Genomic DNA, 17,743 nt, shown 5'->3' on the forward strand with positions numbered 1-17,743 from the left:
GACTCATCTCGCCGCCATCGCGCGCCCGCTGCCGATACGGTTGAGTCGTGGCGACTCATCTCAACTGGCCAAGCGCACGCATCCGTACGTATTTGAGTAAAAATGACTCATCTCGCCGCCATCGCGCGCCCGCTGCCGATCCGGTTGAGTCGTGGCGACTCATCTCAACCTGCCAAGCGCACGCATCCGTAAGCAGTTGAGTAAAAATGACTCATCTCGCCGCCATCGCCCGCCTGCTGTCGATCCGGTTGAGTCGTGGCGACTCATCTCAACCCGCCAAGCACACCCTTCCGTAAGCTGCTTAGTAAAAATGGCTCACCTTACACCCTCTTCATATAACGGACAGCGTTTTTTATTATAGATAAAACAGTCCTAGTTTCTTCAGCGTATCTGCCGGGATAAAGCGGATCCCGTTCATGTCGATTGCCAGATCCAGCCGCTGCGGGGACCACTGGTGATAACCGACGACGGGCTGGGCATACAGCATCGATTCGCCGAAAGGGGAAACGACGAACCGCAAATGGCCGCTCTGCTCCAAGCGGGTTTTCACTTTGGCGTCGTCCGCTCCGTCGAACGGACTTTCGTTCATGAGCCAGGGAAGGCGTTCGTAAGGATCGAACGTTTCGTTAAGGACGAAACGGCCGGAAGCCGCTTTCGGATCCGGAGAAGCGCCTGGCACGTAAGAGGCTGCGTCGGCCGTCAGCTTGCGCCGCAGCTCGTCCCAGCCCGAGACGCCGATCGGCAGCAGTTCGCCGGTCTTGGCGTCGAGCCAGTAGGTCTCGCTTCCGACGCGCGCTTCCCACATCGCCGCGAACGGATGAAAATAATGCCGGACCGCGCGGTATGATTCGGCGCGCGCTTGGGAGGCGGTGATGAGCCCGTTTTCCTCCAGCGAGCGCCTCAGCGCGGCCGCGTCGAACAACGGCTGCGGCCCGGCGCCGTATTCGCCGAGCCGGTACGATCCGTCTTCGGCGGCGTAGATGACCATGTAGCCGACCGGCTTGCCGTTATTGCTCACGGTGGCGAGCCATGCATGCGTTCCCGGACCGAGCGGCGCGATTTCCGCCGTCGCGTCTTTCCATTCCGCGAACGCCGGCTCCCGCGCCAGCCGGTTCATCCATTCCGCCGCCGCGGCCCGAAGCTTCGCTGCCGTTCCTTCGGCCGCCGGCCGGAGCGAAAGCGCGCGCACGTCCGGCGGCGAGCGGAAGGAAGCCGCGGCCAGGCTTGCGGCCGCGGCTGCGCCGGGCGCGCCGTCAGTGCTCGCCGGGGCGACGCTAAGCGCGGCGGAGGTGCGGATCGCCGCCGCGGGAGAAGCCGCGGGTGCCGCCGCCGCGGGGAAAGCTGCCGCGGGCTCAGCCGTCACGAGGAGATCCCCCGCGGAAGCCGCTATAGCGGGCAGTTCCGCCGCGGAAGCCGTCGTCGCGGGGAGATTCGCCGCCAACAGCAGGGCGATGGCGGCCGTCCATCCGGTTGCGGCGCGCGTCATTTTGCTGATTTTCATTTGCACGTCACCTGCCTACGTCGATAATGAGGGGCTACGTTGGAAAATATCCAATCAGGAAAGGGAAATCGGACAAAATTCGATCCTACGCTGGAAATCATCCAACCAAGCGGACCGATTTTTCGAAAAAGTCGCTTATGTCAGGTTTTTCGTTGGACAAAATCCAACCAGGCCCGGCGAGTTTGAAAAAGCGGCTTTTTTCGTTGGATGAAATCCAATCTAGCCGATGATGAGTGTACGAACAGGTTTGCTGGTAAGGTGAAGCACAGCGTATTCATTGGAGAAATCAATCTAGCCGATGATGTGAGTACGAATAAGTTTGTTGGCAAGGTCAAGCACAGCTTTTTCGTTGGACGAGACCCAATCGAGCCGGACGCCGAGAACACGAACAGGTTTGTTCATAAGGCGAAACGGCGTATTGGTTAGAAAAATCGAATCCGTCGACGTCCGCAACAATCCTGCAATTGTCAGCCTTTTCCTGCAAATCGTGGGCGTATGGAGCATTTTGATGCCAAAATGCAGGTTTTTCTGGCCGATCACGCAGAAAATGGGCATAGGCTCCGGTAAAGCCTGCACTTTCGCAGGAATTTTGCGCTTAGTCGGTCGTTATGCTTAAAAAGGATGCGGGTTTGCAGGTTTTGACCTGCGCCGTCACCATCCGATAACCGCGCAGGAAATTGGCAGGCGAACCGCCGACCGAAAAGTCAATCGAATCGCCAATCGAACCGCCAATCGAACCGCCAATCGAACCGCCAATCGAACCGCCAATCGAACCGCTAACCGAACTGCCGCCGAAAAGTCAATCGGAACCACCGATCGAACCGTCAACCGAAGCGCCAATCGAACCGCGCAGATCGGAACCGCCTTATGAATGCGACCGCTATCCAAATCGCAGGGGAAAGCCCGAATCAACCGGGTTCAGAGTCATGCTGGCCACGTCATGTCCCCAAGCCTGCGGGGCTGGCTGCGCCCCGAAGCCCTACTTTCCATGTTAGCGGACAAGCCCCGCCGATGCTGTTGAACGGTGTCCGCGTTTTTTCGCCGAATGGGGACGGTTATGTCGATTGCTGCTCGTTTTTCCCTTTTACCCGATTCCGGGAAGATGAAAAATGCCGCAATTGATGACGGACATACTTACGCGCGGGCGATACTGCCAGTCGATTTCTTCGGCCCGCTGCTTGAGTCTAGCCTGGAGCGCTTCCTTCTGCTCGCCCTCCGCGCGTTCGATCATCGGCCGGTAATACGATTCGAGCCTGTCGAGCTCGTCGACCCTCCGTTCCTCGGCTTCGACCGCCCAGGCGAAATCGTACGTTTTCAGCTTGCGTTCCAGCGCGTGCTCCAATTGGGACATCGCTTTGCGCAGCGAAAGCCCGTTGGGCAGCAAATGCACGTTGGCCGGCAGCCGCGGGGTCATGCGCTTTTCGCTAAGCCGATCGAGAAACGTTTCGTCGATGACGCCCGTCGCAAGCGAGATGCCCCAGCCGAACAGCTCCTCGCGCTTCATGTCGCATTCGAAGCCGACCTTGAAATTCGCCCCGAGCCAAGCGGTATAAGGGACCGATCCGAGCGGGCCGACGGCGGCGCGCTTCGAAGGCTCCTCAAACATCGTGACGCAGCGGCCGGCCTTTTGCACGGATTCGAAAAATTGATCGAGCCGCCGCGAGCCGAAGTAGACGTCCTCCGGGATCGCGCGCGGGCCGGAAGCCGGCATCGCCGGCATGGCGGCGCCCGCCGGGGGCTGGCTTCCGGGCGGGTCCGCGGGCGAGGAGCCGGCTTCCTTTTCGGCGGGGTGGCCGAAGCTCCAGCGATACGTCATCGTTTCCGGCGCGGCGCCGGTGCGGTCGACGAAGCTCCAGTAGTACGGCCGGTTCGTCAGCGCCCGGTCCGCTTCGGGCGAAAGCCGGACGACGACGTGCGCCGGGCTTTTTTCCAGAATGTCGCTGCCCGTTGCTTCCAGGTAAGACATTACAAAGCGCTGCACTTGCTTCGCGTTCATGTGTCGATGGCTCCCGTTTCTAGGATTTGCGCTGCGCGAGCAGCGAATCGCCCAGCCCGTCGATCCGCAGGCGAAGGTCCCGCTCGTCGGCGGATTCGAGCACCATTTTGGCCAATCTGCGCTCCAGCGATTCCTCGCGTTCCATCCGTTCCACGATTTCGTCGAGCTCGCCGATGACCATCTGGAACATGTTGATTTTCTCGTGGAGCAGGTGCACGATATGCTCTTCGATCGTTCCGACGGTGCACAGGTTGAAAATTTTGACGTCCTCGGTCTGGCCGAGCCGGTGAACCCGCCCGATCCGCTGCTCCACCCGCATCGGATTCCACGGCAAATCGAAGTTGACGATATGGTGGCAAAACTGCAGGTTGATCCCTTCGCCTCCCGCTTCGGTGGCAACCAGCACCTGCGCCCTGCGGCGGAACAGGTCCATCATCCAGTCTTTTTTGCCCCGGTTCATGCCTCCGCGGTAAGGCACGGCGGACAGTCCGCGCTCCTGGAAGTAGCGGATGAGATAATCCTGCGTCGCTCGGTATTCGGTGAAGACGATCACCTTTTCCCCGATGCTTTCGACGAGCTGCATCGTCGCTTCCGCTTTCGAATTCGACTTGATGTTGCGGATAAGCTCGACCAGTTCCCAGATCCGGTTGTGCAGCGGGGAGTCGGGCGGCGTTTTTTTGGACAGATTGATCAGCGTCAAAAAGACGGCGTCGCGGCTCGAGCAAACCTCGCGCTGCAGCGTGACGAGCGAGAGCATGCTGGCCAGATCCCCGCGTTCGGACCTGGCGTACTCGCGGACGTACTGCGTCACCCCGTCGTACAGCGCCTGCTCGTCCGCCGACAGGCGAAGCGGGACGTTCGCGACAGAGCGCTTCGTAAATTCCACGCCGCCGTCGCTGCGGCGGTTGCGGATCATGACCTGGCCAAGCGCGGCTTGCAGCTTGTCCTCGTTTTTGGCCTGGCGGCGGCCTTCGACGAAGTTGGCGGCGAATTCGCCCTCGCCGCCGAGCTGGCCGGGCTTGAGCAGCGTAATCAGGTTGTACAGCTCCGACAAATCGTTCTGAACGGGGGTGGCGGTCAGCAGCAGGCAATATTTTTTGCGGAGCTCGCTGACGAACTGATAGTTGCCCGTGTTTTTGTTTTTCAGCTTGTGCGCCTCGTCGATGATCAGCATGTCGTATTCGCTGTCGCGCAAATAGGCGCGGTGCGGGTCGCGCTTGGCCGTATCCATTGAAGCGACGACGATGTCGTTGTTCCAATGATAAAGCTTCTTGTGAGCGATCGCCGGAATGCCGAATTTGCCGTTCAGCTCCCGTACCCACTGAAGCACGAGGGAGGCGGGAACGAGGATCAGGACGCGGCGAACGAGACCGCGAACGAGATATTCCTTGAGCACGAGCCCTGCTTCAATCGTTTTGCCGAGTCCGACCTCGTCCGCCAATATCGCCCTGCCTCTCATCTCGTGCAGGACGCGGCGCGCCGTTTCGGTCTGGTGGGGGAGCGGGGTGAAGCCGGGCAGCAGCCGCATGCACTGCAGCTCGCGGAAATCGGACACGCGGCGCGCTTCCTCGGCCTCCCATGCCATCCGGTACAGCGACCAGTCGTCCCAAGGGCCGTTGCGTTCGATCCGGCGCTCCAATTCCTCGAACGAGCTACGGTCGACGTGAAGTTCGACAAGCGGGTGCAGTTTGCGCGGCGGCTGGGCCGGCGCCGTTTTGTCCGGGAGACCGGCGTGATCGGCAGCGGAACCGGAGACGGAGACCGAAACCGAAACGGTAACCCCGCGGTTTTCGGCGATCGGCTGGGGGATCGGAACGTCGGAAAGGGCCGGAGATCCGGCGGGCCCTTCGGCAGGTTGGATAGGCAAGGTGCTGTCCTCCTCTTCTCGCGCGATGCGGCTTTCTCTTCTTCTCTTTTGATTTTAGTATGAGCAAACGGAACCGTTTCAAACCCGCTTCGGAAGGAAAAGGGAGAAAATAGGAGCATTCGGGACCCTGCTTGTTTTCTTCCGGGAACAGGACGGACGAATGCTCCGATCGGTCGATAGAAATACAAGATATGGTATGGTACAATGTTTTTCACGCACAATATATTGAATATGGAGCGTCCCGGGAAACCGCCGCCGCAGGGAAGCGGATCCCGAAGCAAGCTTGGAAGGACGCCGGGGAGAGGATGCAACGGATGAAAACGACGGTGAACGCGCAGCGCCTTACGGGACTCAGCGAAAAAATTTTTTTGGACCGTTACGCCTGGAAAAACGCCAATACCGACGAAACGAAGCCGGGCGATGTCGTGCTCGTTCTCACCAAGGACGATCCGAAATTTCCCGCGAAGGAAGTCGGCGAAGTCGTAAGCCGCAACGGCCGGAAAGCGACGGTTCGCACGCGAAGCGGGGAACTCGTCGAATCCGACGTCGACAAGCTGACGCTGACCGTGGAGAAAACCCCGGAGGAAATGTGGGACCGTCTGGCCGGCGCGATGGCTTCGGTCGAGGCGACCGAGGAAAAACGGAAGGAATGGAACGGGAAATTCCGCTGGCTGCTGGACGACTGGAAGCTCGTTCCCGGCGGACGGATCGCGGCCGGAGCGGGCGCGAGCGAGGAGCTGACGCTTTTCAACTGCTACGTCATCCCGTCCCCGCACGACAGCCGCGGCGGCATCATGCACACGCTGACCGAAATGACCGAAATCATGGCCCGGGGCGGCGGCGTCGGCATTAACCTGTCCTCGCTGCGTCCGCGCCGCGCGGTCGTGCAGGGCGTGAACGGCTCGTCCAGCGGTTCGGTGTCGTGGGGCGGCCTGTTCAGCTACGCGACGGGGCTGATCGAGCAGGGCGGAAGCCGGCGGGGCGCGCTCATGCTGATGATCAACGACTGGCATCCGGACGTCGAGGAGTTTATTACGGTCAAGCAGACGCCGGGCATGGTGACGAACGCGAATCTGTCCGTTTGCGTCAGCAACGCCTTCATGCGGGCGGTCAAGGAAGATCTCCAGTGGGAGCTCGTTTTTCCGGATACGACCGATCCCGAGTACGACAAGCTGTGGGACGGCGACCTGAACAAGTGGAAAAAGCTCGGCAAGCCGGTCGTTCCGTACCGGATCGTCCGCGCGCGCGACGTCTGGAACAAAATCATCGAATCCGCCTGGAAGTCGGCCGAGCCGGGCGTCGTGTTCATGGAATATTACAACGAGATGTCGAACAGCTGGTATTTTAATCCGATCATCGCGACGAATCCGTGTTTCCATCCGGACACGAGAATCACGACGGAATTCGGCCTTATGCGCATCGAAGATCTGTACCGGAAAATGGGCGGCGAAGCCTTCCGGGTCGGAACGGACGTCCGGCTCATGGAGCAGGTTAAAGTCGTCAACGGGCGGTCGTACGAAATTCCGGGCGTCCGGATGCGTTCGGCCGTCGTATTTCCGACCGGCGAGAAGGAGACGGTAAACGTCGCGCTTCAAAACGGCATGGAGCTGAAAGTGACCCCGGATCACCGCATTTACACGGATAACGGTTGGAAGGAAGCGCGGGAGTTGACTCCCGACGATTACGTCTACATTCAATCCGGGGAAGGCATGTTCGCCGAAAGCGACGACCTTGGCGAGGAGTGGGGGCACTTTCTCGGCTGGCTGACCGGCGACGGCTGGATTTCGAAGCGAGGCGACGTCGGCATGGTGTTCGGAGGGGAAGACGAGGAAGCCGTCCGCCGGCTTGTGGAGGCTGGCGAAGCGATTGCGGGCGTCAAGGCCAAAGTGTACGAGCGGGACAATGGAACAAAGCAAGTGTATTGGTGGCGAAAAGAATTGCGGGACCGCCTGCTGTCGCTCGGGGTGAAGCAAGAGAAAGCGGCCGGCAAAGAAGTTCCCGAAGCGTTGTTCACGGCGGCCAAGCCGACCGTCACCGCTTTTCTCCAAGCGCTGTTCAGCGCGGACGGAACGGTGTATACGCGAGATGAGATGCACCGTACCGTACGCCTCGCTTCCGCTTCGAAAAAGCTGCTCCAAGGCGTCCAGCTGCTGCTGCTCAACTATGGCATTCACGGCTTGATTTACGAGCGGACGAAGCGGTCCCAGGCTCGGTTCGAATATACGACGAAGGCCGGCGAGCATCGGATTTACGAGAGCGGAACGTTTTACGAATTGATTCTGAGCGGCAACAATATTGCCGAGTTTCATGAACAAATCGGGTTCCGCATGCTCGGGCGCAAACAAGAGGCGCTGGAGTCCATCGCCCGCAAATCGCGCAAATCGGAAAAGTTCGTGTCGCGGGTGGAAAGCGTAACGCCGGGGGAAACCGTGACCGTGTACGATATCACGGAGCCGGCTACGCATTCGCTTTTAGCCAACGGCTTCGTCGCGCACAACTGCGGGGAACAGGGCCTTCCCGCGTGGGGCGTCTGCAACCTGTCGGCGATCAACCTGTCCAAATTTTACGACGCCGACAAGCACGACGTCGCCTGGGACGAGCTGGCGGAGGTCGTTCGCTACTCGACCCGCTTCCTGGACAACGTCATCGACAAAACGCCGTATCATTTCCCGGAAAATGAAGCGAACCAGAAGAAGGAGCGCCGCGTCGGCCTGGGGACGATGGGGCTCGCGGAACTGATGATCCGCCTGCGCATCCGTTACGGCAGTCCGGAAAGCCTTGGCTTTCTCGACAAGCTGTACGGCTTTATCGCGCGGGAAGCGTATTTGGCTTCGGCGGAAATCGCGGCGGAGAAGGGCTCGTTCCCCGAGTTCGACGCCGAAAAGTACCTGCAAAGCGGCTTCATGAAAAATATGGCCGGCACGTTCCCGGAAGTCGCCGAAGCGGTGCGGGCGAAAGGCATGCGGAACGTGACCGTCATCACCCAGGCGCCGACGGGTTCCACGGGGACGATGGTCGGCACGTCCACCGGCATCGAGCCGTATTTCGCGTTCGAATATTTCCGGCAAAGCCGGCTCGGCTTCGACAAGCAGTACGTGCCGATCGCGCAGGAATGGAAGGACGAGCATCCGGGCGAGGACCTGCCGCCGTGGTTCGCGACCGCGATGGATTTGTCGGCCGAGGATCATATCCGCGTGCAGGCGGCCATCCAGCGCTGGGTCGACAGCTCGATTTCGAAAACGGCGAACTGTCCGGCCGACTTCACGGTGGAAGAAACCGCCAAGCTGTATGAGCTGGCGTTCGAGCTCGGCTGCAAGGGCGTGACCATCTACCGCGACGGCAGCCGGGACGTGCAGGTGCTGAGCACGACGAAGGACGGGGAAAAGGACGCGCCGAAATCCGAGGCGCCGGAGGGCGGCGGAGCGATTGCCGCTGCTGCCGGTTCGGCGAGCGAAACCGCGCATGGCGCGGCGGGCGGCACGGTCGCGGAAGCTTCCGCGACGGCTGAGTCGGATGAGGCCGCGATCGGCGAAATCGATCGGACGCTGAACGTCTCGGTCACTCCGCAGCAGGCGAAGGTGTTCGACAAGCAGTACAAGAGCCGGCCGAAGGTGCTGCGCGGCGCGACCTACAAGTTCAACACGCCGTTCGGCATGGCCTACATTACGGTGAACGACATCGACGGCACGCCGGGCGAAATTTTCCTCAACGTCGGCAAAGCCGGCTCCGACGTATTCGCAATGGCCGAGGCGCTTGGCCGGGTCTGCTCGCTGTTCCTGCGGTACGGCGACCACGGCAACAAGGTGCAGCTGCTCATCAAGCACCTGAAGGGCATCGGCGGGACCGGAGCCGTCGGCTTCGGCCCGAACCGAGTCGAATCGATCGCCGACGCCGTCGCCCAGGCGCTGGAGCTGCACTCCGGCTCGGCGCAGGAGGGGCACGAAGGCTCGGCCATGAGCGAGCCTCCGCTTGCGGCCGCGGCGGAAAGCGGGCCGGTCGCAAGCTACGCCGGCCGGTCGCTGCCGGTCGCTTACACGTCTACCGACCTGTGCCCGTCCTGCGGCTCGGCCTCGCTGCTGTACGTCGAGGGGTGCAAGACGTGCTCGAACTGCGGGTACAGCAAGTGCAGTTGATAAGCGAACCGGTGAATGAGCCCAGGGGTTGAACCCTGGGCTTTATTATTAGGTCAACCAGAAATTTCTGGTTGGCCTATTCATTTACTTTCTCCATTATTGATCAGAAAAGAACTCGATAAGGAACCGTTGAAATTCACGCACGGCTTTAGGTAAATAGCGAGCTTCATTCCACAATACGGAGAAGGCGCGCCTGTTATCCGTCCCTTGAATAGGCAGCAAAGTGTACTGCGTTACTTCGTCGCCTCTGCATCCCGGAACGAATGCGACCCCCAGGCCCGCTTGCACGAGGCTGCCGAGTGCGGCAGGCTCCTCTACTTCACAGACGATTGTCCGCTGAATTCCCGCTCGACGGCTGATTGCGTCATTAACCTCACGAAACGGATGCCCGGGCTTATATTCGATGAACGGCTCGTCGGCGGCCTGCACCAAGGCAATGTCGCTCAGACGCTCAAACCGGTGGCCATGGGGCACGGCAAGATAGACCTCTGTATGCAGTACGGGGCATTCGCGAATGGTCGGTTTATGGGACGATAACGGTCCGAACCCGAGGTCCGCGTCGCCTTGCTCCAAGAGCATCTCAATGCGGTAAGACTCGGCAGGCGCAATCTGATTGATGCGGAAGCGGATGTCCGGATAACGTTCGCGGAAAGCCGAAATCGCAGGCGTGAGACGGTTTAGCGCATTCGTGGCGATTCTGATTGTCCCTCGCTCCAACCCCGCCATATCCTTCACTTCTTTTTTTCCCTCTTCCAACAAAGATAAAGCTGCTTCGACTTTCGCGAGGTAGGCTTTGCCGAAAGGATTCAGCCGAATCTGCCGATTGGCGCGATCGAACAACGGAACGCCAAGATCTTCCTCCAGCCTTGAGATTGTTTTGCTAAGTGCCGGCTGCGCAACATGGAGCTGTTCAGCTGCTTTGGTCATATGTTCCAATGCGGCAACGGTTCGAAAATAGTGTAACTGCAGCAGTTCCAAAGCTGTCCCTCCTGATCCATATACCCGAAGTTATCGAAACATAAATTAACATGTATTATTTATTATCTATTTTTGATTGTAAAATAACGTGTATCTAAAAGAAAGGGGAATTTCGATGAAATCCGATAAGTTGATCTATACCCTCGCATTCACCATGATTCTGTCTTCCATGAGTGCGACCATGTTTAATATCGTGTTGCCGAAGATGGCCGCGGAGTTTCAGCTCACCTACGCGCAGGTAAGCTGGGTATCCGCCATCTATTCTCTTATCTATGCGATCGGTTCGGCTATTTATAGTAAATTAGCCGATCTAATCAAATTAAAGAGCCTGGTCACGTTCGGAATCCTCTTCTTCTGTATCGGATCGTTAATTGGACTGGTTTCCGGAGCTTTTTGGATGGTTCTTCTGGGCAGAATATTGCAGGCATGCGGTGCGGCAGTCATTCCTGCGATGGCGATGATCGTGCCGATACGTTTTTTTGCCGAGAGGCGGGGATGGGCGCTCGGCATTACGGCAACCGGGCTTGCGATCGGGGGGACGATCGGGCCTGTCGTATCCGCAACGCTTGTCAGCTTCGCTCATTGGCGATGGTTGTTTTGTCTGCCGCTGCTGCTTGTCGTCACTCTGCCTTTCTACCGTAAATATCTCAACGACGAGCAGGGAAAAGGAGGAAAACTCGATTGGATCGGCGGAGGACTTCTTGCGTGCACGGTGGCCGGTTTACTGCTAACCCTTACGTTCGAGAACGGGCTGTCGGCTGCAATGAGCGCGGCAGCGTTGCTTCTGTTCGTTGTCCGTATTCATAAAGCGACGTCGCCATTCGTCAATCCTTCCCTGTTTCGGAACGTCGATTATTCCCTAGGACTCGCGATCGCAGTAATGGGCGTTTCTGTCGGATATTGTCTGCTGCTTCTTACCCCGCAGCTGTTGGCAGACGTCCATGACCTATCCCCCGGGCTGATCGGTTTCATCATGGTGCCTGGAGCCGCCGTCTCGGCGTTATTGGGGCGTAAAGCAGGGAAACTTGCTGATGCCAAAGGAAATTCGACACTGCTCGCGATTGCGAGCGTGCTGCTTTTTGTTTGCTTCTCGTTGATGTATCTTTTTTCGTTGGGAGGTTCCCCCGTCTTAGTAGCCGTTTTCCTTATATTCGGGAATGTCGGGCTGATGTTTTTCCAAATCGCATTGTCCAATACGATCTCCAGAACGCTGCCGAACGAACAGACCGGTATCGGTATGGGGCTGCTATCGATGTTGAATTTTCTGTCCGGGGCAATTGCCACCGGCATTTACAGCAAAATCGTCGACCACGGTGCTTCGTTCAGTTTGAATCCATTCGTAGAAGAAAAGAACTCCTATGTGTACGGCAACATTTACTTCGTTTTAACGTTAGCCGTTTTGGGAATATGGATCGTGTATCGTGTACGTTTTGGAAGCAGAACGGGTGAGCGCGGGTAAGTAATATATGAAGCAGAAAAAGCGGAGCCGCCGGGTTATGGGCTCTGCTGCTTCGTGCCGCAATTAATCCGGATCGCCAGGAAAGAGGCTATTCGGCTGCACCAACCGTTGGCCAGCGATTCATCGCATCAATAAATTTCCTTCAGCAGCTCGACAACCTCCTCTAAAGTAAGACCAAAGGATTTGTAATACGAAGCGTCGATAAGCATCTGCTGCAAGATGATTTCATTGCGCTTTTGGAGCTTGTCGCCGGGCGAGAGATCGTTGACAAAGCATCCTTTGCCGGTCACGGTGTAGATCAAACCAAGCCGCTCGAGCTCTTCCCAGGCTTTTTTGACGGTAATAATACTGACTCGAAGCTCGGTGGCCGCTTGTCGGATAGGGGGGAGAGGATACCCGCTTTCCAACTCGCCCTTAAGAATTTGCGCGCCGATTTGTTCGTAGAGCTGTTGGTAGATAGGTTTCTCGGACGTGTTCGAAATGGCAACGTTCATTACAATTCCACTTTCAAGAACCGTTTGTAGGCAATATGATAAGCAATTATCGTAGCGATTGCAAATATCGCGATACCCGCAGCCAGGATCAGTGCATGTATTGCGATGCGATCGGCGCCCGTCCCCTTGAAAAGTTCAAACACGTACGAGTTTTGAATGCCGATCCATTCCGCGCTCCCGGCAAACAGGAGGGCAGCCAGGGTGGAGGCAATCGTTGGCGCCCCGTATTTATACGCCGTCTTGAAATACATGGGGATCAAGATGATATTGAATATAGCTAGCATGACGAAACATAATCCCCAAAAGCCGAACGACGGCGAAAAGAAAAGGTAGGTCAGATTCGGATATAAACGAACGCTGATCATGCCATAGATGGCGGCGATTACCAAGTGCAGCAATTCCAAGATCACAATAAAGGATACCCTTGCCTTGACGATGTCTTTTTTCGATACGGGCAGCATGCTGGTGAACATGAGATCGTTCTGGCTTTTATAGCCTCCCAGCATATTCGGCACGGTGATAAAACAAAAGTACAGGATGACCAGGAAGTAAAGCCATCCCGGGATTAACATCAAGGCGCCTGTCAAAAGGGGCAGTACATAAAAGAAAGGATTGACGCCGAGTTTCAGTTCCTTCATCAATAAGCTATACATAGGTACCCTCCATTTTCGAATAGTAGATCATGATTTCTTCCAGATTCGGGAGGGTCGATTTTATGCCTGAAGACGGGTCGAAGTCTTTCGCATGAATCAAGCCGGTAAAGCCGAAAGAATTGGTTTTGTAGGCAATGAGTCGGCTTTTAACCAAGTCCAGTTGTTCCATGCTGCCATTCAACAAACGGTACGCTTCGCTGAATGCTTCTTTTTCGGAACTGTTGATAATTCGTCCGTTATGGATATAGGTAATATAATCGGCGCACTTTTCCAAGTCGGAGGTGATATGAGTTGAAAAAAGGATGCTGATTTCACCGTCCTGCACCAGCTCCTGGAAAGTGTCCAACAGGTCGTCTCTGGCAACCGGATCGAGTCCGCTGGTCGGTTCATCCAGAACAAGCAGTTTTGCGCCGTGGGACAAAGCAAGCGCCAGACTGTACTTGACTTTCATTCCGGTCGATAATTCGGCTATTTTTTTGTCTTCGATCAAGTTGAATTTTTTCAGATACTTGTAGTAGGTTTCATCATCCCAATTGCGATAGAACGTTTTGACCACATTCGTTAACGTTTTGATTTTGCTGCGGGTGTAAAAATCGATGTTTCCGAAAGCGGAGCCGATTTCCTGTTTCAACTCGAGTTCGTGCTCGGCCATGCTTTTGCCCAGAACGCGGATCTCGCCGCTATCCGCTTGAATCAAATTCAATATGGATTTGATGGTGGTGGTTTTTCCGGCTCCGTTGGCTCCGATAAATCCCATGATATATCCCTTTTCCAGTTGGAAAGAAACGTCTTTTAGCTGAAAATGCACGTATTTTTTATTTAAATTTCGGATATCCAAAGCCAGCATATCGTTACCTCCGCTTTTAAAATTGTGTATCTTGTGTATGCACAATGTAACACAAAGGAAGTTCTTGCGTCAAATACAGTCCAGGATCGGCGGCCGAAAGCATTGCCTGTTGGCAAAACGAGTAGTATATTTAATTGTAAATAAGTTCTGCACTGCAAAGGGGAATCGATACGAAATGCTCCTCACCTTTCGTTATGACGGGATTTGAACAAATCTAATATAAGAACGACGCGTCGAATCGTAAGCCAAGGCAGAGGCTTATTTGGTTGCGCGGTCGTTCGACATTCGTCATAACGAAGCTAACGTAACGCAAACAGGCGCGCATCCTGAGGATCCCGTCGGAAGCTTTCATGTCGTTATGAAGGCTTTTTTTGTTTGCGCTAAAGGGGAGAAGCTGAACGGTGCTTGGGCGAAAAAGGCCGCTATACGCGTTATTTTTATTGCAGGGCGTTTCCTTGTTAGGCAGCAGACTGTCCGGCATTGCGGTTGGAATTTGGCTCGCAAAGGAATATGACACGGTTACGACGCTGCTGCTCATCCCGCTGTTTCAAGAATTGCCGGCGTTATTGTTAGGTGTATGGCTGGGGCTCGCGGTTGACCGGTTCAACCGGAAAAAGCTCATTATTTTCGCGGATTGCGGGCAGGCTGCGGGGACGCTTTGGTTGCTGTTTGCCATTGCGGATGGGGATTTGCCGCTTTCGCAATTGTACACGATCGTTACGCTTCAAGGGATGTTTGCGGCCGTGCAAGTCCCGGCGATCGCTGCCGTCACGTATGAGCAGGCAGCCGAGGGCGAGTTGGATAAGGCCAATGGGCTGAAGGAGCTTATGTTTCCGATCGCCAGCGTCCTTGCCCCATTTTTGGCGGGCATGCTTTATGCGCCAGTTGGTCTTCCCGGTATCATTCTGATTGATCTTTTGACGTTCGCGGCCGCTGTTGCGGGGACGCTTTTGCTGCCGATTTCCGTAGAGACGCGCAGGCGGGAGGCGGATGGGGCTTCGGACGCGAAAGGGCTGTGGGCGCAAGCGTTTCAAGGGTTTGCATACATCTTCCGGCAAAAAGGGCTTCTCGCGCTCGTTATATATATGGCATGGTGGAATTTGCAGCTTAACGGTCCGCTGGAACTGGCGATCCCTCATTTGCTCGCCCGAACCGGCAGCGACCGGTTGACTTCCTTGCTCCTTGGCGCCATGAATGCGGGGGCGCTTTGCGGCGCGCTGCTCGTCATCAGCGGGCTTACGTTCCGCAAGCGCCTGATCCCGATGTTCGTCGGTTCGCTTCTGACCGCCGTCATGTTCGTTATATTCGGTTTCGCGGCGAATGACTGGCTGCTGGGAGTCTCCATTTTGTTGCTTATGGTGCCGCTGCCGATGACGGGGGCACTGTTCAGTTCCTTCATTCAAGTCAACGTTCCCGGCCATTTGCACGGGAGGGTCTTTGCCGCTGTCGGGCAACTATACGCTTTGACAGCGCCGCTTTCTTTTATCGTTACGGGACCATTGGTGGATCGTTGGCTGGAGCCCGGTTTACAAGACAGGTAGGGTTCGGGAGCGGGGATGGTTCTTGTTCTTGCAGCGTCCGGTTGCTTCATTTTGATTGGGGCGCTTGCGACCTTCCTAAGAAAAACAGTCCGTTCGTTGGAGGAGTGAGTCGAGCCCGGAATCGTCTTTAATGTTTTCGACGAAAATAGATTACAATAAGGATCGACAGGTTTTTAGTCCCGTGCAAAGAAGGGAAGACCGATGAGCAAGCCCCCTGTAAGGAACGAAATCCTTTCCAGGAACATTCTTACCGAAGCGAAGGGTTACCTGGATATCGGCTTCACGCATTCCTTGAACCCGTTCGGCGGCTGCGCGTTTGCCTGCAAGTATTGTTACGTTAGGGAAATGCCGATTCAGAGGTTCAAGGAAACTTCGTGGGGAGAATGGTTGGACGTAAAAACAAACGCGGTTGAAAATTACCGTAAAGAAATCATGAAGCTTAGACGGAACAACAAACCCGTTCGTATCTTTATGTCCTCTGCGACAGACCCTTATCAACCGGTTGAACGGGATGTCAAGCTTACCCGCGGGATTTTGGAGGAGATGATCGAACGCCCGCCGGATTTGCTGCAAATCCAGACTCGGGGTCCGCTCGTCGCAAGGGATATCGATCTGCTCGCGAAGTTGAAGGAAAGATGCGAATTGCTCGTCTCGATGACGGTCGAAACCGACCGGGAAGATATGAAGCGAATTTTTGCTCCCGTTGCCCCCGGCATCGGATTGCGGATCCAAGCGTTGAAAGAAGTGCACGATGCGGGAATTTTCACTCAGGCTGCGATTTCTCCCGTTTTGCCGTTCACCCCCGAATTCCCGAAGCTGTTGGATGGAATCGCCGATCGGATTTGGATCGATACGCTTCAGATCGGAGACGGCTCGAGGGGGAAGCGTTCCGCGCGGTTAGGAATGCCCCGGCTGTTCGAAGAGCATGATGTATCGAAGTGGTACAGCGAAGATTTGCATATCAAGGTGGAGAACTATTTCAAAAAATTTTTCCCCAGTGAAAGGATTCGCGTTTCGAAAGAAGAGGCATTTCCGATCTGACCGCAAGAAACAACCCCCGAATCAAAAACCGGATACCCAGAAGATCTGGGGCCGGTTTTTTCGTTGATTGAAAAAAGATTCAGGTGGACTTCTTCATGACGACGCTGGACTCGCGAACGATGAGCCGGGGTTCAAATTCGATGCGTTCGTATTCGGAAGCGTCTTGCGCCTCTATGCGCTTCAGCAAAAGCTCGGCGGCAAGACGCCCGACTTCGGTCCCCATAATGGACACGGAGCTGATCTGGGGCGACGTAACCGTCGTCCAAAGATTGTTGTCGATGCCGACGATGGCCACGTCTTCGGGCACGCGCACGCCCAGCTCCTTAAATCGGTTGACGATGCCGATCGCAACCATGTCGTTCACCGCATAAATCGCGTCCGGCATTCGCTTCAGGCTATAGAAGTAATTCGCAGCTTGCCGTCCGGTCTCGAAGTTGAAATCTTCGCCGAAGTAGACAAGCGAAGTATCGACGCTTTGAAGCGACTGCTCATAGGCCAAATAACGTTCTTCAAGCTTGTTCTTCGGCGCGCCGGCATAAGCGATTCGAGTCCGGCCGATCTGCTGCAGATGCTCCATGACGAGCTTGCCTTCAGAATAAGCGAGGCCGACGATATCCGCCTTGAGGTCCGGGCTCATCTTCTTGCCGTAGTTGATCACGGAAACGGGCACGCCAGTATGGTTGATGAGGTCCTCGAGCTGCTTGGGGTAGGCGAGAGGAAGAATAATGAGCCCGTCGACATGCAGTTTCTTGATTTCTCGAAGTATTTCGATTTCGGTTTGAGCGTTGCCTAGCGTATTGATCTGGACGACCCTATAGCCGTGCTGCTTTACCGCTTGTTCGACGGCCCAGGCAATATCCGGGATAATGGCATTGCGAATGTCCGGCACCGCCAGGGCAATCTGATGGGTCTGACGGACTTTTAAACTCTGGGCAGAGGTGTTCGGAATAAAGCCCATCTCTTTGATGATTTGCATGATTTTGGCTTTGGTGCTTTCGCTGATTCCTTCGCTATTATTAAGCGCGCGCGAGACGGTTGCAATTCCGACTCCCGCCTGCTTGGCAACGTCCTCGATGGTTACTTTTTTCTTATTCGACATGTACGTTTCCCTCTTTTCGGAATCGTTTCCTTCACACATTTTCGATTGATTTTTCATTTATTATACCATCGAGCGGGAGAGGAAGACGATTCCGTCACCAATCCCTATGGATTAACGCCCATTTTGGACATAAT

13 protein-coding genes are annotated in these 17,743 nt (G+C 56.0%); 5 read left to right on the top strand and 8 right to left on the bottom strand.

Annotated elements, in window-relative coordinates; genetic code table 11:
• Positions 1-355: 355 nt before the first annotated feature.
• Complete coding sequence (locus B7E11_RS19890) at positions 356-1,501, bottom strand: hypothetical protein (protein WP_080837919.1); 1,146 nt, start codon at positions 1,499-1,501, stop codon at positions 356-358.
• A gap of 418 nt (positions 1,502-1,919) precedes the next feature.
• On the opposite strand from B7E11_RS19890, the gene B7E11_RS29120 reads away from it, so the two are divergent.
• Positions 1,920-2,117, top strand: coding sequence for a hypothetical protein (locus B7E11_RS29120; RefSeq protein WP_139787263.1), 198 nt, complete (start codon positions 1,920-1,922; stop codon positions 2,115-2,117).
• A gap of 468 nt (positions 2,118-2,585) precedes the next feature.
• Here the strand turns inward: B7E11_RS29120 and B7E11_RS19900 are convergent, their stop codons facing one another.
• Positions 2,586-3,497, bottom strand: a complete 912-nt coding sequence (locus B7E11_RS19900; protein WP_080837923.1) for a YqhG family protein — start codon at positions 3,495-3,497, stop codon at positions 2,586-2,588.
• A gap of 19 nt (positions 3,498-3,516) precedes the next feature.
• On the bottom strand, positions 3,517-5,184 hold the full coding sequence (locus B7E11_RS19905) for a DEAD/DEAH box helicase (RefSeq protein WP_245809859.1): 1,668 nt from the start codon (positions 5,182-5,184) through the stop codon (positions 3,517-3,519).
• A 494-nt stretch (positions 5,185-5,678) separates the two neighbouring features.
• Here B7E11_RS19905 and B7E11_RS19910 point away from each other — a divergent pair, with 494 nt between their 5' ends.
• A complete protein-coding gene (locus tag B7E11_RS19910) occupies positions 5,679-9,497 on the top strand; it encodes an LAGLIDADG family homing endonuclease (protein WP_080840904.1) in 3,819 nt (1,272 codons plus the stop codon).
• A 96-nt stretch (positions 9,498-9,593) separates the two neighbouring features.
• Here B7E11_RS19910 and B7E11_RS19915 read toward each other — a convergent pair whose 3' ends face one another.
• A complete protein-coding gene (locus tag B7E11_RS19915) occupies positions 9,594-10,475 on the bottom strand; it encodes a LysR family transcriptional regulator (protein ID WP_080837926.1) in 882 nt (293 codons plus the stop codon).
• A 115-nt stretch (positions 10,476-10,590) separates the two neighbouring features.
• On the opposite strand from B7E11_RS19915, the gene B7E11_RS19920 reads away from it, so the two are divergent.
• Complete coding sequence (locus B7E11_RS19920) at positions 10,591-11,934, top strand: MFS transporter (RefSeq protein ID WP_080837930.1); 1,344 nt, start codon at positions 10,591-10,593, stop codon at positions 11,932-11,934.
• 128 nt (positions 11,935-12,062) lie between these two features.
• On the opposite strand, the gene B7E11_RS19925 is transcribed toward B7E11_RS19920, so the two are convergent.
• The 3 genes from B7E11_RS19925 to B7E11_RS19935 are packed head-to-tail and all read right to left on the bottom strand — an operon-like array spanning position 12,063 to position 13,928.
• Positions 12,063-12,428, bottom strand: coding sequence for a GntR family transcriptional regulator (locus B7E11_RS19925; protein WP_080837933.1), 366 nt, complete (start codon positions 12,426-12,428; stop codon positions 12,063-12,065).
• Positions 12,428-13,081, bottom strand: a complete 654-nt coding sequence (locus tag B7E11_RS19930; RefSeq protein ID WP_080837934.1) for an ABC-2 transporter permease — start codon at positions 13,079-13,081, stop codon at positions 12,428-12,430. The genes B7E11_RS19925 and B7E11_RS19930 overlap by 1 nt, the downstream gene beginning before the upstream one ends.
• A complete protein-coding gene (locus tag B7E11_RS19935; RefSeq protein WP_080837937.1) occupies positions 13,074-13,928 on the bottom strand; it encodes an ABC transporter ATP-binding protein in 855 nt (284 codons plus the stop codon). The genes B7E11_RS19930 and B7E11_RS19935 overlap by 8 nt, the downstream gene beginning before the upstream one ends.
• A 401-nt stretch (positions 13,929-14,329) precedes the next feature.
• Between B7E11_RS19935 and B7E11_RS19940 the strand changes: the two genes are divergently transcribed.
• Together B7E11_RS19940 and B7E11_RS19945 are read left to right on the top strand one after the other, a co-directional pair.
• Positions 14,330-15,469: an MFS transporter gene (locus B7E11_RS19940; RefSeq protein ID WP_080837939.1), complete on the top strand. Its 1,140-nt coding sequence runs from the start codon at positions 14,330-14,332 to the stop codon at positions 15,467-15,469.
• 201 nt (positions 15,470-15,670) lie between these two features.
• Complete coding sequence (locus B7E11_RS19945; RefSeq protein WP_080837944.1) at positions 15,671-16,510, top strand: SPL family radical SAM protein; 840 nt, start codon at positions 15,671-15,673, stop codon at positions 16,508-16,510.
• Positions 16,511-16,589: 79 nt separating this feature from the next.
• On the opposite strand, the gene B7E11_RS19950 is transcribed toward B7E11_RS19945, so the two are convergent.
• Positions 16,590-17,609: a LacI family DNA-binding transcriptional regulator gene (locus B7E11_RS19950; protein WP_080840905.1), complete on the bottom strand. Its 1,020-nt coding sequence runs from the start codon at positions 17,607-17,609 to the stop codon at positions 16,590-16,592.
• Positions 17,610-17,743 lie beyond the last annotated feature (134 nt).

The sequence above is a fragment of the Cohnella massiliensis genome, assembly GCF_900169535.1.
Classification (GTDB): domain Bacteria; phylum Bacillota; class Bacilli; order Paenibacillales; family Paenibacillaceae; genus Cohnella; species Cohnella algarum.